Below are 20,529 nucleotides of genomic sequence, written 5' to 3'. Positions count from 1 at the left end.
CATGAGGTACGCGTTCGTCGGGCTCGGGCACCGCGCGCAGATGTACGTCGACGCGCTGCTCGGGGAGTGGCGCGACACCGGCACCATCGTCGCCCTGTGCGACACCAACCGGACCCGCATGGACTACTACGTCGAGCGGATCGGCCGGCAGGTGCCGTGCTTCGCCCCCGATGAGTTCGGCAAGGTGCTCGAGCTCGCCGACGCGGTCATCGTCACCACCGTCGACGCCACGCACGCGAGATACGTGTGCGCGGCGCTCGACGCGGGCCTCGACGTCATCGTGGAGAAACCGCTCACGACCGACGCCGACGGCTGCGCGGCCATCGCGGCCGCCGCGGAGCGTGCCACCGGCAAGCTGATCGTCACCTTCAACTACCGGTACTCGCCCCGCAACTCCGCCGTACGCCGCCTCCTCCAGCAGGGCGCGATCGGCGAGGTCACCTCGGTGCACTTCGAGTGGCTGCTCGACACCATCCACGGCGCCGACTACTTCCGCCGCTGGCACCGCGAGCGGGCCAGCTCGGGCGGGCTGCTCGTGCACAAGTCCACCCACCACTTCGACCTGGTCAACTGGTGGCTGGGCGCGGCGCCCGAGCTCGTCTTCGCCCAGACCGACCTGCGCTTCTACGGCGCCGAGAACGCCAGGAAGCGGGGCCTGACCGGCCGCCCCGAGCGCGCCCACGGCGCACCGGGGCTCGGCACGGACCCGTTCCTGCTGGACATCTCCAGGGACGAGCGGCTCAAGCGGCTCTACCTGGACGCCGAGCACGAGGACGGCTACGTCCGCGACCAGGACGTCTTCGGCGAGGGCATCGACATCGACGACAACATGTCGGTCATGGTGCGCTACACCGATCGCGCGGTCCTGACGTACTCGCTGCACGCCCACGCCCCCTGGGAGGGGTACCGGGTGGCCTTCAACGGCACGGCGGGGCGGCTGGAGCTGGACGTGGTGGAGCGGGAGTGGACGCCCCCGCACGCCGCCATCGACCCCAGCGCGGCCTCCAAGGAGCACGCGACCGGCTCGTCGGAGCGGCTCCTGCTGCGCCGGCACTGGAGCGAGCCGGAGGAGGTGCCCATCGAGTCAGGGGCCGGTGGGCACGGCGGCGGCGACCGCCTGCTGCTGAACGACGTCTTCCGCGGCCCCGGCGACGACCCGCTGGCCAGGCAGGCCGGCTGGCGCGACGGCATCCGCAGCGTGCTGACCGGCCACGCGGCCGGCGTCTCCGCCCGTACAGGGGCTCCCGTGCGCCTGACCGACGACGGCACGCGTGTTCTCTGAGCTGGCCGGGATCGCCGCCGCGCAGCGCGGGCTCTACCCGGTCCTGCCCGGGCCCGAGCTGCGTGCGGCGGCCAGGGAGGCCATCGGGGTGCTCGACCTGGCCGCCGCGGACGTGCGCGTCGAGCGGACCTGGACCGACGGCGGCCTGTACGGCGAGGAGCTGTCGTGGTCGGTCGGGTTCGGGCCGCGCACGCGGGCGTACCTGCTCAAGCCCCGCGACGCCCACGGGCCGCTGCCCGGGGTGGTGGCGCTGCACTGCCACGCCGGGATGAAGTACGCCGGCAAGGAGAAGATCGCCGACGGCCCCGAGGAGCCGTCGCCCGAGGTGCGGCGGCTGCGGGACGGCATCTACGGCGGCAGGGCCTTCGCGAACGCGCTGGCCCTGCGCGGATTCGTGGTGCTCGCGCACGACGTGTTCACCTGGGGCAGCCGCCGCTTCCCCCTGGAGACGGCTGAGGGGCCGCCCGGCGCGGCGCAGCGTGGGGACGCCCCCGGCGCGCCCCTCAGCGACGCCGCCGGGAACGCCCAGGGGGCGCCTCTCCGCGACGCCGGCGGGAACGCGCAGGCGCCCCTCAGCGACGCCGACCGGTATGACCTGCTGGCCAGGGAGCACGAGCACGTCGTGGCCAAGCACTGCGCCGCGCTCGGCACCTCGTTCACGGGCGTCGTCGCCGGCGAGGACCTGGCCGCGGCGGCCTACCTGCGCTCGCGCCCCGACGTCGGCGCGGTCGGCTGCGCCGGCCTGTCCGGCGGCGGCCTGCGGGCGGCGCTGCTCGGCGCGTTCGACCCGGACGTGCGCGCGGTCGTCGTCGCCGCGATGGCCTCCTCCTACCGGGACATGCTCGGCGGGTACGTCGAGCGGCACACCTGGATGCTCTGGCCGCCTGGCCTGCCGCGGCTGGGCGACTATCCGGACCTGATCGCCGCCCGCGCCCCCGAACCGCTCATGGTCCAGTACGCGATGCGCGACGAGTTGTTCCCCGAGGCGGGCATGCTCCGCGCCGACGCCATCATCGCCGAGCGGTACCGCGGCGCCCCCGAGAGCTACGCGGCCGTCTTCGCCGAGGTGCCGCACAGCTTCGACGAGCCCATGCAGGAGCGCGCCTTCGACTGGCTGGCGGCTCACCTCAAGGTCTAGCCGCCGCCCGTCTCCTGCCACGGGCGGCGGCCACGGCCGTCAGTCGCCCTGCTTCCAGGTGGCGATCAGCTTGTCGTAGTCGAGGGTCTCCGGCTTGCCGCGCTCGTCGGCCAGCTTCGGCGCCGGGGCGCCCGGCTGGTCGTACCAGTACTGGGCGTCACGCTCCTGGTTCAGCTTGGGCGCGCACTGGCCGCCGTACCCCTCCCGCTGCTGCGAGAGCCGCTCCAGCCGCGACAGGATCTCGTCCTGCTGCCTGGCCAGGTTGTCCATCGACTGCTGCGGCGTGGTCTCGCCGGTCACGGCGGTGGCCACGTTCTGCCACCAGAGCTGGGCCAGCTTCGGGTAGTCGGGCACGTTCGTGCCGGTCGGCGTCCACTGCTTGCGGGCCGGCGAGTTGTAGAACTCGATCAGGCCGCCGTACTTCTCGGCGTTGTCGGCGAAGTACTGGCTCTTGACGTCGGAGTCGCGGATGAACGTCAGCCCGACGATCGACTTCTTCAGCGACACCGTCTTCGACGTCACGAACTGCGCGTACAGCCAGGCGGCCGCCCTGCGGTCCTGCGGCGTGCTCTTCAGCAGCGTCCACGAGCCGGCGTCCTGGTAGCCCAGCTTGTTGCCGGTCTTCCAGTACGAGCCGTGCGGGCTCGGCGCGATGCGCCACTTGGGCGTGCCGTCGCTGTTGACGACCGGCAGGCCCTGCTTGGTCATGTCGGCCGTGAACGAGGTGTACCAGAAGATCTGCTGGGCGATGTTGCCCTGCGCCGGCACCGGGCCGGCCTCGCTGAAGTTCATGCCCGCCGCCTCGCGGGGCGCGTACTTCTTCAGCCAGTCCACGTACTTCGTCAGCGCGTAGACCGCGGCGGGGCCGTTGGTGTCGCCGCCTCGGGTGACCGACGAGCCGACCGGGCGGCAGTTCTCCACCCTGATGCCCCAGTCGTCCACCGGCAGGCCGTTGGGGATGCCGGGGTCGCCGTTGCCGGCCATCGACAGCCAGGCGTCGGTGAAGCGCCAGCCCAGGGACGGGTCCTTGCGGCCGTAGTCCATGTGGCCGTAGACCTTCTTGCCGTCGATGGTGCCGTTGCCGTTGACCTTGCTGGTGAAGAAGTCGGCGATGTCCTCGTAGGCCGCCCAGTTGACCGGGACGCCGAGGTCGTAGCCGTACGCGTCCTTGAACTGCTTCTTGATCTCCGGGTCGGTGAACCAGTCGTAGCGGAACCAGTAGAGGTTGGCGAACTGCTGGTCGGGGAGCTGGTAGACCTTCTTGTCCGGGCCGGTGGTGAAGCTGATGCCGATGAAGTCGTTCAGGTCGAGGGTGGGCGAGGTGACGTTCCTGCCCTCGCCGGCCATGTAGTCCGACAGCGGCACCACGTAGTCGCCGCGCGAGTGGGTGCCGATGAGGTCGGAGTCGTTGACGTAGGCGTCGTAGATGTTCTGGTTGCCCTGGATCTGGGTCTGGAGCTTCTCGACGACGTCGCCCTCCTGGATCAGGTCGTGCTTGATCCTGATCCCGGTGATCTCGGTGAACGCCTTGGCGAGCTGCCGCGACTCGTACTCGTGCGTGGTGATCGTCTCGGAGACCACGTTGATCTGCATGCCCCGGTACGGCGCCGCGGCCTTGATGAACCAGTCCATCTCGGCGAGCTGCTGCTCCTTGCTCAGCGTGCTCGGGGTGAACTCCTGCGACACCCACCTCTGGGCCGCGGCCTTGCCGTCGGCCTCCTTGAAGTCGCTCGCCGGCTTCTGCGCGCCCTGCGTGCATCCGGCCGCTATGAGGGCGACCGCGGCCAGACCGGCGGCCACGGATCTGCGTGTCCGATGCCTCATCGCCTGCTCCTCTTCTGTTAGCCCCATATGCCGATCACGACCGCCACCAGCAGCGCGCAGCCGAGCGCGAGCCACATGGACAGGTCGGTGATTGCGATCCAGCCGGCCAGCACGACGGCGGCGCTGATCAGGCCGATGTAGAGCCGGTCGCCGCGGTCGGTCTCGATGCGCAGGAAACCGCGCCTGGCCACGGGCGGGGAGATGCGCGCCCAGACCGCCATGACGACCAGCAGGAGGGCCAGCCCGGCGAACACCAGGGCGGTGGGGACGGTCCAGACCATCCATTCGAGCATCGCTAGACCCTCCCCAGCGCGAAGCCCTTGGCGATGTAGTTGCGCACGAACCAGATGACGACGGCGCCGGGCACGATGGTGAGCACGCCCGCGGTGGCCAGCAGGCCCCAGTCCACGCCGGCCGCGCTCACGGTCCGCGTCATCGTGGCGGCGATCGGCTTGGCGTCCACCGAGGTGATCGTCCTGGCGATCAGCAGCTCGACCCAGCTGAACATGAAGCAGAAGAACAGCGTCACGCCGATCGCCGAGCGGATCATCGGCAGGAAGATCCTGATGAAGAACCGCGGCAGCGAATAACCGTCGATCGCCGCGGTCTCGTCTATTTCCCGCGGAATTCCGGACATGAATCCTTCGAGGATCCACACCGCGAGCGGGACGTTGAACAGCATGTGCGCGATGGCCACGCCGAGATGCGTGTCGAACAGGCCGACGCTCTGGTAAATCTGGAAGAACGGCAGCAGGAAAACCGCCGGCGGGGCCATGCGATTGGTCAGCAGCCAGAAGAACAGGTGCTTGTCGCCGGCGAAACGGAACCGCGAGAACGCGTACGCCGCGGGCAGCGCCACGATCAGCGACATCACGGCGTTCAGCGAGGTGTAGACGATGGAGTTCAGATAGCTCGAATACCACGCCGAGTCGCTGAAGAATGTGGCGTAGTTGTCGAACGTCACCCGCTGCGGCAGGAGCGAGAAACTGCCGAGGATGTCCTCGTTCGGCCGGATCGACATGCCGAACATCCACAGCAGCGGCAGCATCAGCGTGGCCACGTACAACCAGAAGACCGTGCGCGCCCACGGGAGCCGCCGCCCGTTGACCCTCGCCATCCCGCTCACCTCCCCGACCTGGTGAGCACGGTGAAGAAGACGTAGCAGAAGACCTGCACGATGAGGAAGTAGAGCAGCGAGAACGCCGCCGCCGGCCCCACGTCGAACTGGCCGACCGCGATCTTCGACAGCAGGATGCTGAGGAACGAGGTCGCGTTGCCGGGCCCGCCGCCGGTCACCACGAACGGCTCGGTGTAGATCATGAAGCTGTCCATGAACCTGAGCAGGATCGCGATCGTCAGCACCCCGCGCAGCCGGGGGAGCTGGATGTGCCGGAAGGTGGCCCACGCCGAGGCTGCGTCGATCTGCGCGGCCTGGAAGTACGGCTCGGGAATCGAGCGCAGCCCCGCGTACGCCAGCAGCGCCACCAGCGGCGTCCAGTGCCACACGTCCATGACCAGGACCGTGATCCAGGCGTCCGTGGAGTCCAGCGTGTAGTTGAAGTTGATGCCGAGCACGTTGTTGACCGTCCAGCCGCCCAGGCCGATGTCGCCGCGGGCGAAGATCTGCCAGATCGTGCCCACCACGTTCCACGGGATGAGCAGCGGCAGCGCGACCAGCACCAGCGCCACCGACACCCACACGCCCCTGCGCGGCATCACCACGGCCAGCGCCACGCCCAGCGGGATCTCCAGCAGCAGCACCTGCGCCGAGAACAGCAGCGTGCGCACCAGCGCCGCGCGCACCTCGGGGTCGCGGGAGATCGTCTGGAACCACTCCAGGCCGACGAAGACCCGGTCGACGGGGCTGAAGACGTCCTGCACGGAGAAGTTGACCACGGTCATCAGCGGGATCACCGCGGTGAACGCCACCGACACCACGACCGGCAGGACCAGCCACCAGGCCCGGTTGTCCTTGCGTTTCAGCGCGGCGCGCGGCGCCTCCTCCTCGGCCGGTGCGGCCGGCGCCTCCGTGGCGACGACCTCGCCGCCCACCTGGCTGCCTGCGACGGTCACGCCGGCCCCCTTCCGTCCAGCGGCGCGAGGGAGCCGCATCTGACCTGGTCGCGGAAGAGGAACGTGCGATCGGCGGGGAAGTGCAGGTACTCGACCGCGTCCGGCCGGTAGGAGCAGCCCGCCTCGGTCTTGGCGATCACCCGGTGCCCGCCGACCGCGGCGTGGACCAGGTCGTAGGCGCCCATGCGGTCGATCCCGGTCACCCGGGCGGGCACGCCGGGGGAGCCGCTCGCCGGGGTGATCCGCACGAACTCGGGCCGCACCCCGATCCGCACGGGGCCCGGCGGCAGCGGCTCCTTGACCGTGCCCACGTCCTCCTGCCCGACGCGGACGACGTCGCCGACGATCTCGGCGGGCAGCATGTTCATCCCGGGCGAGCCGATGAAGTGGCCGACGAACTCGTGCGCCGGCGACAGGAACAGCTCCGACGGCTCGCCGGCCTGCACGATCGCCCCCTCGTTGAGCACCACCACCTCGTCGGCGAACGTCAGCGCCTCCGTCTGGTCGTGGGTGACGTAGACCAGCGTGTGGCCGGTGTCGCGGTGGATCTCCTTGAGCTTGCTGCGCAGCGTCCACTTCAGCGCCGGGTCCACCACGGTCAGCGGCTCGTCGAGCAGGACGGCGGCGACCTGGGAGCGGACCAGGCCGCGGCCCAGGCTGACGATCTGCTGGTGGCCCGCGTCCAGCCTGCGTGACCTGCGGCCCAGCACCTGGTCGAGGCCGAGGAGCCGGGAGACCTCGCGGACCCGCCGGTCCACCTCCTGCTTGGGCACCTTCCTGTTCCTGAGGGGGAAGGCGAGGTTGTCGTAGACCGACATCTCCTCGTACAGGACGGGGAACTGGAAGACCTGCGCGATGTTGCGGCCCGCGGTGGGCACGCCGGTGACGTCGCGGTCGTCGAAGAAGACGCGGCCCTCGGTGGGCGTGATCAGGCCGGAGATGATGTTCAGCAGCGTCGTCTTGCCGCAGCCGCTGGGGCCCAGCAGCGCGTACGCCCGCGAGCCGCGCCAGGTCCACGTCATCGGCTTGACCGCCCACGTCCGGCCGCCGTCGTAGCTGTGGCCCACGCCCTCCAGCCGGATGTCAGCCATGCAGGTCCACCTCCGCGGCGCTGGTGGCGAGCAGGCGGCCCCCCGACCCGCCCGCCTCGTCGAAGACGAAGACGTGCGCGGGGTCCACGTGCGCGACCGTGGGCTCGCCGGGCGTGAAGAGCTGGGTGCCCGGCAGATGGGCGACCAGGTGGCGGCCGTCCTGAAGGAGGAGGTGCAGGAAGGTCGCGCTGCCCGTCACCTCCGCGAGCCTGATCTCGGCCGGCAGCTCCAGCGCGCCGGGGCCGTTGCGCTCGATCGTCACCTGGTGGGGGCGGATGCCGAGCATGACCGTGCGGCCGGTGGAGTGGGCGCGGGGGGCCGGGAAGGACGTGCCGAGCACTTCTATCCGGCCGTCGCGGACCACGCCGGGCAGCAGGTTGAGCGGCGGGTCGCTGAGTGTGGCCGCCACGGCGAGGGTGGGCGGGTGCGCGTACATGGCGGCGACGTCGCCGACCTGCTGCACCCGGCCCTCGCCCAGCACCACGGTCGGCGCGGCGAACGTCAGTGCCTCGTTCGGGTCGGCGGTGGAGTAGAGCACCACGCCCGAGGAGCCGGCGAACATCGCCTTCAGGTCGGCGCGCAACTGCTCGCGCAGCTTGAAGTCCAGGTTGGCGAGGGGCTCGTCGAGCAGCAGCACGTCCACGGGGCGGGCCAGGGCGCGGGCGATGGCGGTGCGCTGCTGCTGCCCGCCCGACAGCTCGGACGGCCGGCGGTCCAGCAGGCCGGCGATGCCCATGAGCTCGGCCACCTCGCGCACCCGCCGGTCCAGGCCGTCACGGCGGAAGCGGGGGTCGAGGCGCAGCGGGGAGGCGATGTTCTCGTAGACGGTGAGCGCGGGATAATTGATGAATTGCTGATAGACGAAAGCGACCGAACGTTTTCGCACCGAGATTTTCGTGACATCTTCCCCGTTGACCAGCACCCGCCCTGAATCGGGCGTCAGCAGACCGGCGACGACGCGCATCAACGTCGTCTTCCCGGCCGTCATCGGGCCGATGAGGGTGGTCAATCCGTCGGATAATTCGAGGTTTATGTCGTCGAGCCAGGTCTCTGCGCGCTGCCGTACGGAGATGCCGTCGAGAATCACCGTCACTGTGCCCGGTCCTCTCTGCTTCCCTCCCTTCTAACATGATCTGTATGGGCCTGCAAAGAGGGCTTGTGAGGCATTTGTTGACGATGGTGCGTCTGTTGTCAGCGCATTTCTGTAGCCCCTGGTCAGGGGAGGATCGAGTCGACGTACCCGCCGTCCACCCGCACCGCCGCGCCCGTCGTCGCGGAGGCGAAGGGGGAGCTGAGATAGACCACCAGGTTCGCGATCTCCTCGGGCTCGATCAGGCGCTGGAGCAGCGACTGCGGGCGGTGCAGCCGCATGAACTCCCGCTGCGCCTCCTCCCACGGCAGCTCCCGGTCCACGAGCTGGTAGACGAACTCCTCCACACCTCCGGTGTGCGTCGGCCCCGCGATCACCGAGTTGACCGTGACGCCGCTGCCCGCCGCCTCCTTGGCGAACCCGCGCGAGACCGCCAGCAGCGCCGTCTTCGACATGCCGTAGTGGATCATCTCGTGCGGGATGACGATGGCCGAGTCGCTGGCGATGTACTGGATCCGGCCCCAGCCGCGCTCCCGCATCCCCGGCAGGTACGCGCGCGTCAGCCGGACCGCGGCCAGCACGTTGACCTCGAAGTAGCGCCGCCACTCGCCGTCGTCGATCTCCAGCGCCGGCCTGGCGCCGAAGATGCCCAGGTTGTTCACCAGGATGTCCACGTGCGGGAGCAGGTGCGCGACCCGCGCGCAGCCCTCCTCCGTCGAGACGTCTCCGGGCGCCGCGACGAGGTCGTAGTGCAGCCGCTCGCCGGCGACCCGCTCGGCCTCGATGCGCTCGTCGTCCATCCGCTCGATGGCCGCGGCCACCGAGCCCTCGCCACGGCCGTTGACGCCCACCCGGGCCCCCGCCCGCGCCAGCCCGGTGGCGATGGCCGCTCCGATTCCCTGGGTCGAGCCGGTGACCAGCGCGGTCCTGCCGCTGAGATCGATACGCATGATGTCATTCTCCGCGATCAGATCGTGACGGTCCGCGCCGGGGTCGCCGCGTAGTCTGGAGGCCGGGCGTGGAAGGGGTGTGAGTGCACCGGGTCCTGTGGCTGATCGTGGCGGCCGCCTTCGTGGCGGGACTGGTCATTCCTGACGATCCCGGGCCGGAGGAGTGCCCGCCGCGCGACACCAGGGTCGTGGCGCCCTACGCGGTCACCGGCTACTGGGTGATGCCGCGCGCCGACCGGTGCGTCACGCAGCGCATGGTCGAGGCGATCCACGCGATCGGCGGCGACACGCTGATCACGTTCGGGCCCCGGTTCAACGCGCGGCAGGACCCCGACTTCCCCGACTGCCTCGTGGACGGCAAGCCCTGCGCCGAGGTGCCCGGCGTGCGCGTCCGCCAGGTGTACACGTACCTGACCAGCGAGGAGTTCGGGCAGGGCATGCTGCGCTGCCCCGGCATCGACCGGCGGATCGGGAGCGGCGGGCGCACCTTCTACCGGCTGACGCTGGCCGAGTCGTGCGCCGCCGCCGAGCACGACCTCGTGCTCGCCGCCACCGACGGCGACGGGCTGGGCAACCTGATGCGGGAGGCGAGCGCGTACGGCATGACCGTCTTCCCCGGCCTGCCCGCCGCCTCGCAGCGCGAGGACAAGCCGTGGGAGCCCGACGCCGCCCACACCGCCGCGCTCAACGCGTTCACCGCCCGCGTGCTGGCCGACTACCGGGCGCGCTTCGCGGGACTGTCCGCGTTCGGCGGGGTGTACCAGTCGTTCGAGCTGGCCATGCGGGCGCGGGCCGAGCAGGACCCGATCATCTCCCTGTACGCCGCCCAGCACGCCGTGGTCGCCTCGGCGCTGCCGGGCAAGAAGATCGTGGTCAGCCCGTACATCGACGCGCGGCGGGGCCGCGGCTTCCCGCCGTCGCAGGTCGAGGAGGGGCTGGCCGACATCGCGGGCACGCGGGCCGGCGCGCCCATGGCGGTCGCCGTGCAGGACGGGCGCGGCACCGGCAAGGTGCCGGTGCACGGGCCGCAGGAGGGCGAGGCCACGGTGGCGCCGCGGCTGGTGCCCGTCGTGGGCGACGTGTCCAACGCGCAGGCGTACTACGGGCCCACCAGCGCGTACGTGGAGGCCGCCGCCCGGCGGGTGCCCGGCGGGGTCGAGCTGTGGGTGAACGTCGAAGGCTTCGAGCCCACGCCGGTCGAGGGCGAGTGCGGGCGGGCCGACCCGCTGCCGCCCCGCGGGCGCACCACGAAGGCCCGGCTCGACCAGCAGGTGATGGCGTCGGGGCCGCACCCCGTCAAGATCATCTCGTACGGGTGGGACCCCTTCTTCACCTGCCAGGCCCGCTACGACACGCCGTCGCTGGCCGACGACATCGCGGCCGGATGGCAGCAGCCGATCATCGTCGCCGCGCGGCCGGAGGAGCGGGGCGGGCGGCCGGGCGTGCTCGTCGAGGGCTACCACCTGCGGGGCGGCACGCTGCGGTTCGAGCCGGGCGGGGCCGTGGTGGCGCAGGAGTCGTACACCCGGGGGCGGCTCGAATCCGCCTGGGTCCCCTACGCCTGGCCGTGGACCTCCGTCACGGCCACGAACGCGGCCGGCCACTCCAGCACGAGCGGCTACCCGATCCGCGCGGAGCGTTGAACGGCGGCCACCCGGTTTCTGTCGGTGCCCGCCGCTACTTTCCGATCATCCCCCCGATCGATGGAGGTTGGTCGATGTACCGACAGGGCGACATCCTGATCGTGCCCGTCCCCGAGGAGTCCGTTCCCGGCGGGTTGCGGCCCGAGCCGCGCGACGCGCGCGGGCGGCTCGTGCTGGCGCACGGCGAGGCCACCGGGCACTGCCACGCCATCCCCGGCCCCGGCACGCTGTCGCGCGGCTTCCTGCACCTGCCCGAGGGCGGCCTGCTCGTGCACGAGGAGCACGACGCGATCTCGCTGCCGAAGGGCTGGTACCGCGTGGTGCGGCAGCGTGAGTACGTGCCGGGCTCCTACCGGGTGGTGGCCGACTGATGACGACCTTGACGTGGGAGCGCGTCACCGTCGCGACCGGGCCCGGCGAGGGCGCCGAGGCGGCCGTGCGGCAGGCGTACCGGGAGGCGGGGCTGGCCGAGCCCGAGCGGGTGCTGGTGCTGCCGTCGCCCCTGGCCGGAGCGGTCGTGGCGGCGTGGCTGACCGGTGACGAGACGCTTCGGGCGAAGCTGGAGCAGGCCAGGCCCGCCGATCCGGCGCGGCGGCACACCGGCCTGCCGGGCTTGCGGGCGGATCCGGCGGTGCGGGCCGTGCTGGAGGGCGGCGACCCCGGGAGGCCGGTGCGCGACGCCGTCCGCACCGCGCCGTGGGAGCGGGCCAGGGCGGCCGCCTACGCCGAGCTGGGGCCCGCCGGCTGGGCGCGGCTCTGGGCCGAGACGGGCGGGCGGCTGTGGCCGCAGGCCGAGCGGCTGGTCGGCGACCTGCGCCGCGCCATCGCCGACCGGGGCGCCGCCCTCGACACGGCCCTCGGCACGGACACAGACCTGGAGGCCGAGCGGTTCGGCGAGAGCCTGCGGCACGTGACGCTCGACGCCGTGCTCGGGCAGCACGACGCGCCCTGGCTGTCGGCGTTCGACGGGCTCGACGGGCTCAAGCGGGTGGCGGAGCGGGCGGGCTGGTGGTGGCCGTACGAGCGGCTCGCCATCGTCACCGAGCGGCCCGTCGAGCTCCACCTCGACGACCTCGGCCGGCTGCACCGCGCCGACGGCCCCGCCCTGGCCTACGCCGACGGTTTCGCCCTGCACGCCTGGCACGGCATGCCCGTCCCGCCTGGCTTCGGGGCCGCGATGACCGGGCTCACCCCCGAGCGTATCCGCTCGGAGCCGAACGCCGAGCTGCGCCGCGCCATGCTGGAGCACTTCGGCCTCGACCGCTACCTGGCCGAGTCGGGCGCGCAGCCGGTGCACTCCGACGAGACCGGCGTGTTGTGGCGGATCGAGCTGCCCGACGACGAGCCGCTGGCCATGGTGGAGGTGGTCAACTCCACGCCCGAGCCCGACGGCACCCGCCGCACCTACTTCCTGCGGGTGCCGCCGTGGGTGCGGCGGGCGCGGGAAGGGGTGGCGTGGACGTTCGGCATCGCCGAGGACGACTACCGGCCGCGGCGCGAGACCTGACGTCACACCGCACCGGGCAGGACGATCTCGAAGAAGTCCTGCGCCGTGTACGTGGTGAGCTTCCTGGCCCGGCCGGTCTCGACGTTCACGGCGTAGGCGGTCAGCGTCCGGTAAGGCTGGTCGAGTTGCTCGGCCTCCTCGTCGGGCCCCTCGTGGTAGGCCTCCAGGTCGCACGGGACGGACTCGGCCAGCGCCGTCACCTCCTCCGGCCCGAGCCACGTGCGCAGGGAGAGGCTGGTGACGCCCGCGTCCAGGCCCTGCACGATGACGGACCTGAGCTTCACGCCGGTGCGGGCGTCCAGCACGACCAGGTTGCCCAGGCGGGGGCAGGGGAAGTCGCGGGCGAAGTACCTCTCGACGGCCGCGATGCTGCGCCCGTCGGGGGCGAGCGGGCTGAATTCGTAGTCCTGCGGCAGCGTGACCGAGGTGCCGCCGCCCGAGGTCGTCCACAACCTCGGGATGGTGCGCAGCATCGATCTGGGCGCGTACTGGGAGAGCGTGAGGGTGCCGCCGTCCGGTGACAGGCCGGCGGGAACCCAGCCGTTGGGCAGCTCGCGGACGGCCCCCGCTCGCAGGTCGAAGATCAGCCCCGGGTCCTTGAACTGCGGGTTCTTCATGAAGGTGACGTAGCGGCCGTCGTCGGAGAGCATCAGGCGGGTCCTGCTGTACAGCCACTCCTTCGGCACCTTCGCGGGGGCGGTGGTGCGCCTGCCCGAGGCCAGGTCGCGGACCACGAACGTCTCCTCCTCGGCGCCGTAGTAGGCGATCTTGCCGCCGTCGCGGCTGATCGCCAGCGGGCTGTCACGCAGGCCGGTCCGGCCGGGCACGAGGCCGGGCAGCGCGTCCGGCACGCGATACGTCCTGCCGTCACGCGTGACCAGCCGCCACTCCCCGTCCCGGCAGTCCTCGGGCGCCCGCCCGCTCGCCGGCCGGCAGTACGTCCTGACCGCGTGACTCAGCGGCCCCACCCCCTTCGCCGGCAGGTCGCTCACCGAGGCGGCGTCGTCGGGCCCGGGCGGCAGCAGCCGCGCGGCCACCGTCACGCCCAGCGCCGTGACCACCACCATGGCCGCCGCGACCAGCGAGATCGCGGTACGCCGCCGGCGGTCACGGATCATGATCGTGCGCTCGGCCAGATCCACCTGGGGAGAGTCCCCGGCCAGGTCGACGAGCACGTCCCGCAGCCAGGTCATCGCTGTCCCTCCCGGACGTCGGTCTCCAACTCGGCGAGCCGCGGCGCCAGCTCCGGCGCCAGCTCGCGTAACCGGGCCAGCGCGTAGTGGGCCTGGCTCTTCACCGTCCCGACCGAGCAGCCCAGCAGCTCGGCGGTCTCGCGTTCCGTGCGGTCCTCGTAGTAACGCAGCACGATCACCGCCCGCTGCCGGGGCGGCAGCCGCATCAGCGCCTGCCGCATCACCACCCGGACGATCGTGGCGTCCTCGCTCGAGTACGGCCGCTCGGGCGGCGCGGCAGTGGACAGCTCGGCCCCCGCCCTGCGTGGCCGCCGCCACGAGATGTACTGGTTCACCAGCGCCTTGCGCGCGTACGCCTCCGGGCGCTCCACGCGCGACAGCCGGGACCAGCGCCGCAGCACCTTCAGCAGCACGCTCTGCAGCAGGTCCTCGGCCAGGTGCGGATCGCCCGTGAGTAGGTACGCGGTACGCATCAGCGCCTGCTGATGCCCCGCGACGAACTCGCGGAAGCTGTCATTGCGGTCCAAGACGACTCCTCTCACCCGTACCGACGCCGGTCACGGGCCGAAAGGTTCGGCGGGCTCGCCGGTTCCGTCGTCGCCGAACGACGACAACCTCAGCGGGGGACGCGTTCCAGGACGCCGCCGGCGAAGACGTCGTAGAGACCCAGCGGCTCCAGGTGCACGTAGCCGATGTGGCAGTCGCAGGAGGCCGCCGGGCAGGGGCGGGGGCGCAGGGCGGGGCGGTAGGAGCCGTCGTAGAGGTTGCCCAGGACCTCGGGGACGAAGTGGCAGCGGCGGACCGTGCCGTCGCCGTTCACCGAGATCACGCTGTCGCCCGTGCGGCAGGGCAGGCCCGCGCTGGCGTGCGGGAAGCGGCTGTAGGAGAAGAGGGGGTCGATCGCCGCCCACTCGGCGGCCTCGGCGTCGGTGTAGAGGCGGCCCTCCTCGGCGTTGACCCACACGTACGTCTCCGGCGGCAGGTCGGCCCGCAGCCGCCGCGCGTGCGGCAGGTGGGCGGGGTCGCCGACGATGCCGACGCTGTGCCGGACCGGGAGCGAGCGGACCTTGGCCAGGAACCGCTCGTACGGGACCTGCGTCGGGTGGTAGGTCACCCACAGCGCGGCCCGCTCCGACGCCTCCGAGAGCCAGTCCGTCCGGCAGCTCAGGTTCGTCTGGATCGCCACCTTCGCCACGTGCGGCAGCCGGGAGAGCTCCACGAGTGCCCGCCGGTACCACAACCTGACCAGCCCCTCGCCCCACGGCGTGAACAGGATCGAGACCTCGAAGTCCCGCCCCGCCACCCAGGCCGTGAACCGCTCCAGCGCGGCCCGGTCGGCGCGGAGCTGCTCGGGCGTGTCGCGGCGTTTGGCGAACGGGCAGTAGGCGCAGTCGTAGTCGCAGCTCGCCAGAGGGCCGCGGTAGAGGATGGTCAGCATGCCTGGTATCCGTCCATGAGCGCCCGGACCCGCGGCGAGAACAGGGCGGGGCCGATCGCGTCCGAGTACGCCAGCCCCTCCGGAGTGAGCGCGACCGTCGAGTCCGTGATCGTGAGCCACTCCGCGAAGGGGTCCAGGGGGAAGTCGTCCAGGACGTCCGTGCCGAACCGGCCGGCGTACAGGCTGCGTGACATGCCCTCGGCCCGCAGCAGCGACTGGATCAGGTGCCGCCGCCTGCGCTCGCCGGGGGAGAGCGCGAAGCCCACGTTCGCGGTGCCGAAGCCGGTCTCGGCCACGTAGTCGTCGATGATCGAGCGCACGTGCCGGGCCCCGACGGCGTAGTCGAAGGAGTAGTGCAGGGCGCTCGTGTACGACCGGGCGCCGCAGCCCAGCCCGACCATGCCGTCGGTCTGGCAGCAGTAGCCGGTGGAGCCGGGCGTGCCCGGCAGGCGGAACATGCGCATCGACACCTGCTCGTACCCGGCCGCCAGCAGATGGTCGCGCCCCGCCCGGTACAGCTCCAGCCGCTGGTCGTCCCAGGCCCGGCCCTGCTTGCCGAGCCCGGTCAGCGGCCGGACGTACAGCGGGTAGAGGTACAGCTCCTCGGGCCGCCAGCCGAGCGCCGTGTCCAGCGAGTACAGCCACGACCGCGGTGTCTGGCCGTCGATGCCGTAGATCAGGTCGATGTTCAGCACCGGCACGCCCGACGCCCTGATCGTGTCCAGCGCCGCGTCCACCTCGGCGCGCTTCTGCGGGCGGACGGCGGAGCGGGCCTCCTCGGGCACGAAGCTCTGCACGCCGATCGAGATCCGCGACGTGCCCCGCTCGGCCAGCACGGACAGGCGGTCGGGCGTGGCGGTGGCGGGGGAGGTCTCCACCGACAGCGGGATCCGCGCCAGGTCCACGCCCATCGTGCGCTCGGTGAGGTCGAACAGGCGGGTCAGCTCGCGGGCGCTGAGGTACGTCGGCGTGCCGCCGCCGAACGCCGCCGTGGCGAAGCCGGTCTCCTGCAACGCCTCGCGCACCTGCTCGGCCTGCCGTTCGAGGGCGTCGAGGTAGGTGGTGACCAGTTCCTCGGGCGCGCCGGTGCGGGTGAACAGGTTGCAGAAGCCGCAGCGCATCTCGCAGAACGGGATGTGCACGTACAGGGCGCCGGGCCGTTCCCCGGACCAGACCTCCTTCAGGCGTGGGCGCGGGTCGAGCGGCCGGTACGCGGTCTTGTGCGGGTAGGCGTAGACGTAACTCTCATACGGCCGCATGGCTCTCCAGGACGAAATGGGTGTAGGGGACCGTCCAGACCACCTCGTGGCCGATCCGGTGGCCGACGTGCCCGTCCTCGCCGTACGCCGTGCCGTGGTCGGAGCAGACGATGGCCAGGCAGGGCCGGCGGCGGCGCATGAGCGAGTAGAGCCGCCCGATGTGCCGGTCCACGTAGCGCAGGGCGGCGGCGTGGCTGTCCAGGCAGTCGCCGGTGGCTCCCGGCAGGTAGAAGTGGTTCGGCTGGTGCAGGGCCGAGACGTTGACGAAGAGGAGGACCGGGCCGGGCACGCGCGCCAGCACCTCGGCGGCGCGGTCGATCTGGTGCTCCAGCGAGGCGGGGTCCGTCACGCCGAACTCCGGCTCCCAGTGGCTCTCGGCGAACAGGCCGGGCAGCGCCGACCCGAGCGGCGTCCGCTTGTTGAAGAACCCGACGCCGCCGATGCACACCGTGTGGTAGCCCGCCCGCGCCAGCCCCGCAGGCAGGTCGGGCGCGTCGAACACCCACGTGCCCGCCGCCGTCGTCTCGCTGCCGGGGAACGTGGCCGCGAACAGCCGGGGATGCGGGCCCGGGGCGGCGGGCGTGGGCAGGAAGCCGGCGAAGATGGCGGCGTGGGCGGCGTAGGTGAAGCTGCCGGGGCTGTGCCGCCGCTCCCAGCGGGCGCCCGGGGGGAGGAGGTTCGGCAGCAGCCCGGCCTCGGCCTGGGCGGCGGCCACGTCGTAGCGCAGCGTGTCGAGCGTGACGAGGAGGATGTCGTGGCTGCCCACGATCTCGTTCATGTCCACGAGGTCAGCACCGCCTCGACCTGTTCGGCGTACGTGTCTCGCCCATGTCCCGAAAAATCCCCCAATCCCGGCAGCAGGTCCCCGAACGCGTTGACCTCCGCCACCGCCACCGACCGCCAGTCCGACCCGACCATCACGTCCACCCCCGTGCTCAGGCTGCGCGGGAAGCACCCGGCCGCCCGCGCGGACACCTCCAGCACCCGCTCCCACAGCCCGGCCCGCCCCCGCACCGCCTCCAGGTCGCCGCGCGACCCGCCGAGATGCAGGTTCGTCATCGGGCTGCGGCTGGTCCGCACGACGGCGTGCGTGGGCCGCCCCGCCACGGTCACCACCCGCAGGTCGAACGCCCGCCCGCCGCTCGCCGCCTTGGGGAACCACTGCTCGACGTGCAGCCCGTCGGGCGCCAGGAAGTCCACCAGCCGCCGCGCCTCCGCCTCGTCGGTCACGGCCCTGACCCGCAGCGAGTTGCACCACGTCCCGCCGGTCCAGGTGGCCGAGGTGACGGCGTGGACCCGCCCCGCGTGGGCCTGGAAGGCGATCACGCCGGAGGCCGAGGAGCCGTGGGCCGGCTTGACGAACACGCGGGCCCACCCACGGGCCGCCATCCCGTCCCGCAGCTCCTCGTACGAGCCCGCCGGGAACCCCTCGGGCACCGGCACCCCGGCCGCCGAGAGCACCGCGTGGCAGCGCCGCTTGTCGAACATCACCCCGATCTCGCCGACGTCCCCCAGCAGCCGAACGCCGGGGATCGCCGCGACCCGTTCCAGCCCCGCGGTGAACGCCCGGTACCAGGCGGCGCCCCCGCCGACCCGCGCCGGCTCGCCCGGCCCGCGCAGCAGCGCGTCGGCCTGCGCGTCCTCGCCGGGCGAGTCGATCCGCAGCAGCGCCCCCTCGGGCGCGCCCAGCTCCCGCCCGGCCAGCACGTCCCGCCAGGCGATCACGTACGGCTCCGCGAGGCCGCGGGCCACCACGGCGTCGCGGAACAGCGTGACCCGGCGATCTCCCGGTGTCCCGACGACGGCGAACCGCACCGTCACGCGGTCACCCCCACGCACATGCGCAATCGCCGAGTCACTTGGTCACCGCCACGCACATGCGGGCCAGCCGCGTCACCCCGTCTCCGCGACGCACGATCCGGGACAGCCGAGTCACTCGGTCACCGCCACGTACATCCAGCCGTCGTCCTCGGCGCGCTGCTGCTCGCCCAGATCGACGGCCACTCCGGGCAGCGCGTCCAGCACGCGCGGCGCCATGGCGTCGCTGAGGAAGTGGTGGCGCAGGTCGAGCACGCGCAGGTGGGTCAGCGGCTGGCCGCTGAGCAGGGCCTCCGCGCCCCGGTCGGTGAGCGCCCCCATGCCCAGGCTCAGCTCCTCCAGCCGGCCGACCACGGGCGCGGCCGCCACAGCCGCGGCCACGTCGTCCTGCCGCTCGCTGTCACGCAGGCCGAGCCGCTTGAGCGCGGGCAGGCCCGTGCCCGACAGGATGCCGTCCAGGTCGGCGGCGGTCGTGTCACCGCCGTACTGCTCGACGCCGAGCCACAGCTCCAGGTGCTCCAGCGCGGGGAACGTGCTCGCGCCCACCGCCCGCACCACCGCTCCCGGCAGCCCGCCGGACTCGAAGCGCAGCACCTTGAGGTGCTCGTGGGTGACAGGCCGCAGCTCCAGGCCCTGCGACCCGCGCACCTCCAGCCGCTCCAGCCTCGGGTACGCCTCCAGCAGCGGCGTGATGTCGCCGTGCCGGATCCAGGAGATCTCCCAGTGCTCACGCTCGATGTAACCGAGGAACACCGAGCGCAGCCCGGTCAGCCGCCGGGCGTGCTGCGCCAGCAGCCGCGGCGCGTTGGCGGCGCCGTGGCCCGTGACGGCGAGGGCCGTCACCTGGGCGGGGTTCACCCGGCGCAGCAGGTGGTCCAGCTCGTCGGCCAGGGCCGTGTCGTCCTTGTCGTCCTCGAAGCCGAAGCCGGTCTCGTCCGTCACCAGCCAGGCGACCTGGTCGGGCCGGCTGGGGACGCCGTCGTCGAGCTCCCTGACGGGCAGGCCCGCGAAGCGCTCGCGGTGCATGCCGGCCAGGTCGAAGCGGTAGACGGCCTCCTCGGGGAGGAACGTCTCCCCGGGATCGCGGGGATCGGCCGGCGTCTCCTCGTAGCTCTCGTCCTCGTCCTCGTCGGAGGAGTCGTAAAAGTTGTTCATGTCACTCGCTCACCGCGACGTAACGCCAGTCCTCCTCGCGGCTGCGCCGGTCGTCGAGCCGGACCTCGACCCCGGGCAGCGCCGCCGGCACGCGCTCCGCCATCGCGTCGCTCAGGTAGTTGTGGTGCAGGTCGAGCCGGCGCAGGTGGTTCAGCGGCTGGCCGCTGAGCAGCGCCTCGGCGCCGTCGTTCCCGAGCGAGCCCATCGACAGGCTCAGCGCCTCCAGCCGGGCCACGACGGGCGCGGCGGCCACGGCGGCGGCCAGCTCGTCGGCGTACGGGCAGTTCTGCAGACCCAGGTAGCGCAGCGCGGGCAGGCGCTCGCCGCTCAGGATGCCGGCGACGTCGGCCGCCGTGGAGTCACCGCCGTACTCGTCGACGCCGAACCAGAGCTCCAGGTGCTCCAGCGCGGGCAGGTCGCTGTCGCCGACCCCGCGCACGACCTCGGCGGGCAGGCCGCCGGTCTCGAACCTGAGCACGCGCAGCGACTCGTGCCGCACGGGCGGGAACGCCAGCCCCGACCCGCCTCGCACCTCCAGGCGCTCCAGCTTCGGGTACGCCTCCAGCAGCGGCGTGACGTCGGACTGCTGGATCCAGGAGATCTCCGACTGTTCCGGCGACATCGCTCCGACGAACACCGAGCGCAGCTCGGGAAGGCGGTCGGCGCTCGCGGCGAGCCGCTCGATGATCGGCGCGTTGCTGGTTTCGTAGCTCGACTCCCACTCGCCGATCACGATCGCCTTGACCTTCGCGGTGTCGACATTGTCGAAGAACCAGTCGAAAGTTTCGGTGATCTCGGCGGGGAGGTCGTCGTTGAACTCGCTGGCCTCCAGCTTCCAGGCGACGGCTCCGGCGTCTTCCGGGAGGGGCTCGTCCTCGTTCTCACCAGAAAGCCCGCAGAACACGGGCATCCCCGCGTAGGCCTTGTAGTAGGTGTCGTAATGGCTGGGTTGCGCGTCGATGGTCACGGACGGTCCTAGTGTCGGGGGGATCCAGCGAAGCCTGTCCTACCAGATCCACCCGACATTTCCCGCGTCCAGGCGGCCGAGCCCGCCTGCCCGCCGGCACC

20 protein-coding genes are annotated in these 20,529 nt (G+C 72.0%); 5 read left to right on the top strand and 15 right to left on the bottom strand.

The genetic code is table 11. The annotated features are described in order from the left end of the window. Window position 1: 1 nt before the first annotated feature. Both AB0I79_RS48510 and AB0I79_RS48505 read left to right on the top strand, forming a co-directional pair. Window positions 2-1,282, top strand: coding sequence for a Gfo/Idh/MocA family oxidoreductase (locus tag AB0I79_RS48510; RefSeq protein ID WP_357888943.1), 1,281 nt, complete (start codon window positions 2-4; stop codon window positions 1,280-1,282). Then, complete coding sequence (locus AB0I79_RS48505) at window positions 1,272-2,420, top strand: hypothetical protein (RefSeq protein WP_357888940.1); 1,149 nt, start codon at window positions 1,272-1,274, stop codon at window positions 2,418-2,420. The genes AB0I79_RS48510 and AB0I79_RS48505 overlap by 11 nt, the downstream gene beginning before the upstream one ends. Before the next feature lie 39 nt (window positions 2,421-2,459). Here the strand turns inward: AB0I79_RS48505 and AB0I79_RS48500 are convergent, their stop codons facing one another. From AB0I79_RS48500 to AB0I79_RS48470, 7 genes are all read right to left on the bottom strand, one after another. Further along, entirely contained in the window at window positions 2,460-4,244 is a 1,785-nt protein-coding gene (locus AB0I79_RS48500) for an ABC transporter substrate-binding protein (protein ID WP_357888937.1), read from the bottom strand. A gap of 17 nt (window positions 4,245-4,261) precedes the next feature. Continuing rightward, window positions 4,262-4,537, bottom strand: coding sequence for a DUF2160 family membrane protein (locus AB0I79_RS48495; protein ID WP_357888934.1), 276 nt, complete (start codon window positions 4,535-4,537; stop codon window positions 4,262-4,264). 2 nt (window positions 4,538-4,539) lie between these two features. After that, window positions 4,540-5,361 carry a carbohydrate ABC transporter permease gene (locus AB0I79_RS48490; RefSeq protein ID WP_357888931.1) on the bottom strand — a complete coding sequence of 274 codons (822 nt, stop codon included), beginning with the start codon at window positions 5,359-5,361 and terminating at the stop codon, window positions 4,540-4,542. 5 nt (window positions 5,362-5,366) lie between these two features. Next, on the bottom strand, window positions 5,367-6,317 hold the full coding sequence (locus tag AB0I79_RS48485; RefSeq protein ID WP_357888928.1) for a sugar ABC transporter permease: 951 nt from the start codon (window positions 6,315-6,317) through the stop codon (window positions 5,367-5,369). After that, on the bottom strand, window positions 6,314-7,408 hold the full coding sequence (locus AB0I79_RS48480) for an ABC transporter ATP-binding protein (protein ID WP_357888925.1): 1,095 nt from the start codon (window positions 7,406-7,408) through the stop codon (window positions 6,314-6,316). Before AB0I79_RS48480 ends, AB0I79_RS48485 begins: the two co-directional genes overlap by 4 nt. Continuing rightward, on the bottom strand, window positions 7,401-8,501 hold the full coding sequence (locus tag AB0I79_RS48475; RefSeq protein ID WP_357888923.1) for an ABC transporter ATP-binding protein: 1,101 nt from the start codon (window positions 8,499-8,501) through the stop codon (window positions 7,401-7,403). Before AB0I79_RS48475 ends, AB0I79_RS48480 begins: the two co-directional genes overlap by 8 nt. Before the next feature lie 122 nt (window positions 8,502-8,623). Next, the gene (locus AB0I79_RS48470; RefSeq protein WP_357888920.1) at window positions 8,624-9,448 is read right to left on the bottom strand and encodes an SDR family oxidoreductase; all 825 of its coding nucleotides are present in this window, start codon (window positions 9,446-9,448) and stop codon (window positions 8,624-8,626) included. Window positions 9,449-9,531: 83 nt separating this feature from the next. Here AB0I79_RS48470 and AB0I79_RS48465 point away from each other — a divergent pair, with 83 nt between their 5' ends. From AB0I79_RS48465 to AB0I79_RS48455, 3 genes are all read left to right on the top strand, one after another. Further along, window positions 9,532-11,091, top strand: coding sequence for a DUF4434 domain-containing protein (locus tag AB0I79_RS48465; RefSeq protein WP_357888918.1), 1,560 nt, complete (start codon window positions 9,532-9,534; stop codon window positions 11,089-11,091). Between the two features lie 74 nt (window positions 11,092-11,165). After that, window positions 11,166-11,462 (top strand): hypothetical protein, encoded by a 297-nt coding sequence (locus tag AB0I79_RS48460; RefSeq protein ID WP_357888915.1) that lies wholly within the window; start codon window positions 11,166-11,168, stop codon window positions 11,460-11,462. Beyond that, entirely contained in the window at window positions 11,462-12,598 is a 1,137-nt protein-coding gene (locus tag AB0I79_RS48455) for a DUF6745 domain-containing protein (protein ID WP_357888912.1), read from the top strand. The genes AB0I79_RS48460 and AB0I79_RS48455 overlap by 1 nt, the downstream gene beginning before the upstream one ends. Before the next feature lie 2 nt (window positions 12,599-12,600). Here the strand turns inward: AB0I79_RS48455 and AB0I79_RS48450 are convergent, their stop codons facing one another. The 8 genes from AB0I79_RS48450 to AB0I79_RS48415 form a co-directional block, all read right to left on the bottom strand. Beyond that, window positions 12,601-13,791 carry a hypothetical protein gene (locus AB0I79_RS48450; protein ID WP_357888909.1) on the bottom strand — a complete coding sequence of 397 codons (1,191 nt, stop codon included), beginning with the start codon at window positions 13,789-13,791 and terminating at the stop codon, window positions 12,601-12,603. Then, window positions 13,788-14,318 carry a SigE family RNA polymerase sigma factor gene (locus AB0I79_RS48445; RefSeq protein WP_357888907.1) on the bottom strand — a complete coding sequence of 177 codons (531 nt, stop codon included), beginning with the start codon at window positions 14,316-14,318 and terminating at the stop codon, window positions 13,788-13,790. Before AB0I79_RS48445 ends, AB0I79_RS48450 begins: the two co-directional genes overlap by 4 nt. Window positions 14,319-14,407: 89 nt before the next feature. Further along, the gene (locus AB0I79_RS48440; RefSeq protein WP_357888904.1) at window positions 14,408-15,229 is read right to left on the bottom strand and encodes an STM4011 family radical SAM protein; all 822 of its coding nucleotides are present in this window, start codon (window positions 15,227-15,229) and stop codon (window positions 14,408-14,410) included. After that, window positions 15,223-16,488 (bottom strand): STM4012 family radical SAM protein, encoded by a 1,266-nt coding sequence (locus AB0I79_RS48435; RefSeq protein ID WP_357888901.1) that lies wholly within the window; start codon window positions 16,486-16,488, stop codon window positions 15,223-15,225. Before AB0I79_RS48435 ends, AB0I79_RS48440 begins: the two co-directional genes overlap by 7 nt. Continuing rightward, window positions 16,475-17,266 (bottom strand): STM4013/SEN3800 family hydrolase, encoded by a 792-nt coding sequence (locus AB0I79_RS48430; protein WP_357888898.1) that lies wholly within the window; start codon window positions 17,264-17,266, stop codon window positions 16,475-16,477. Before AB0I79_RS48430 ends, AB0I79_RS48435 begins: the two co-directional genes overlap by 14 nt. Beyond that, window positions 17,263-18,309, bottom strand: a complete 1,047-nt coding sequence (locus AB0I79_RS48425) for an STM4014 family protein (protein WP_357888895.1) — start codon at window positions 18,307-18,309, stop codon at window positions 17,263-17,265. The genes AB0I79_RS48430 and AB0I79_RS48425 overlap by 4 nt, the downstream gene beginning before the upstream one ends. Before the next feature lie 111 nt (window positions 18,310-18,420). Then, window positions 18,421-19,461, bottom strand: coding sequence for an STM4015 family protein (locus tag AB0I79_RS48420; RefSeq protein WP_357888892.1), 1,041 nt, complete (start codon window positions 19,459-19,461; stop codon window positions 18,421-18,423). A 1-nt stretch (window position 19,462) separates the two neighbouring features. Continuing rightward, the gene (locus AB0I79_RS48415) at window positions 19,463-20,428 is read right to left on the bottom strand and encodes an STM4015 family protein (protein WP_357888889.1); all 966 of its coding nucleotides are present in this window, start codon (window positions 20,426-20,428) and stop codon (window positions 19,463-19,465) included. Window positions 20,429-20,529 lie beyond the last annotated feature (101 nt).

The sequence above is a fragment of the Nonomuraea sp. NPDC050202 genome (genome assembly GCF_040656115.1).
Classification (GTDB): domain Bacteria; phylum Actinomycetota; class Actinomycetes; order Streptosporangiales; family Streptosporangiaceae; genus Nonomuraea.
Note: the sequence above shows the minus strand (reverse complement) of the source record. Positions and strands in the feature narration are given on the sequence as shown.